General features: G+C 57.4%; 1 protein-coding gene. It reads left to right on the top strand.

Annotation, left to right across the window (positions count from 1 at the left end):
• Window positions 1-1,194 (top strand): IS4 family transposase (locus ACR3FF_RS27090; RefSeq protein WP_458191196.1); only part of this gene is annotated, 1,194 nt, incomplete at its 5' end.
• Between the last annotated feature and the right edge of the window lie 98 nt (window positions 1,195-1,292).

Consider the following 1,292-nt stretch of genomic DNA (forward strand, 5'->3'; position numbering starts at 1 on the left):
GGGTTCGTTACCGGACACTATCGAACACTCGAAGAGTTCCGTCAGGAATACATCGACACCTTCGGCGGAACACTTCGTTACTCGTCGTTTCACGATTGGTTCACCGAGGCGCTCTGTGCGTTTCTTCGAGAGGTCCTCAAGGACGCGCTTGAGGACCTCGAAGAGAACGACGACCGTCTCCAGGGCCGGTTCGACCAGTTCCGCGAAGTATTCATCATCGACATGACGGTCATCACGCTGTATCAGTCCCTCTTGGGCGTGTTTCCAGGGTATGGCGACGACCACGCTGGAGCGAAGCTCCACGTGGTCGAAGCCGTCAGCACGGGACTTCCAGCTGACTTCACCATCACAGACGCGCGTACCCACGAGTCAACGCAACTCTCGACCGGTCCATGGGTCGAGAACGCCCTGCTGTTGTTCGATCAAGCCTACTTCGACTACCGGACGATGGATCTCATTGATGCCAACGGCGGCTGGTTCCTCACACGACTCAAGCCCAACGCAAACCCCGCAATCACCAACGAGTTCAGGGAATGGCGTGGCAACGCCATTTCCCTGGAAGGAAAGCAGGTCCAGGAGATCTTGGACGATCTTCACCGAGATGTCATCGACGTCGAGGGCGAAGTTGAATTCAAGCGACGTGTCTACAACGGCACGCGAAGCCGTGCCGTTGAGACGTTCCGTGTCGTCGGCGTCTGGAACACAGAGGAACAACGCTACCACCTGTACATCACGAATCTGCCGGTTGAAGGGTATCGCGCGCCTGATATCGCGAAGCTCTATCAGGCGCGCTGGGAGGTCGAACTCCTGTTTCGAGAGCTGAAACGAGTGTACGGGCTTGACGAAGTTACCTCCAGCAAGCCCGAAGTCGTGGAAGCATTGATTCTCATCGGGTTGCTCTCGCTTGTGATCAGCCGCACGCTCAGGGAGCTGTTCATCGAGATCATCGAACACCAGCAAGAAGACGGCAGCGACGACGACGTCGACGCGTCGTCGCTGCTTCCCAAGGAACGGTGGGCACGGGCGTTCAGTCGGCGAAGTGATCGGATTCTCTGCCGAGTCGCCGAGCGACTCGGCTACGAGCCACCGAGCCTCGTTGAGTCATTGCTGAAGGATGCATTAGATCCGAACGCTCACCGTTCCCTGCTGTTAGAGCGGGTCCAGCACGAACCGTTCGAAGTTGATCTCGCGTAACCCGCCCTAACGAGGTTGAATTCGTGAAGATTTCCAGCGACAGCTTTCGGATTCAGTGGACTGTTCGGAGCGCTCACCGCCGTGAGCGCTCCTATAGC

This window comes from Haladaptatus ordinarius, from assembly GCF_054177595.1.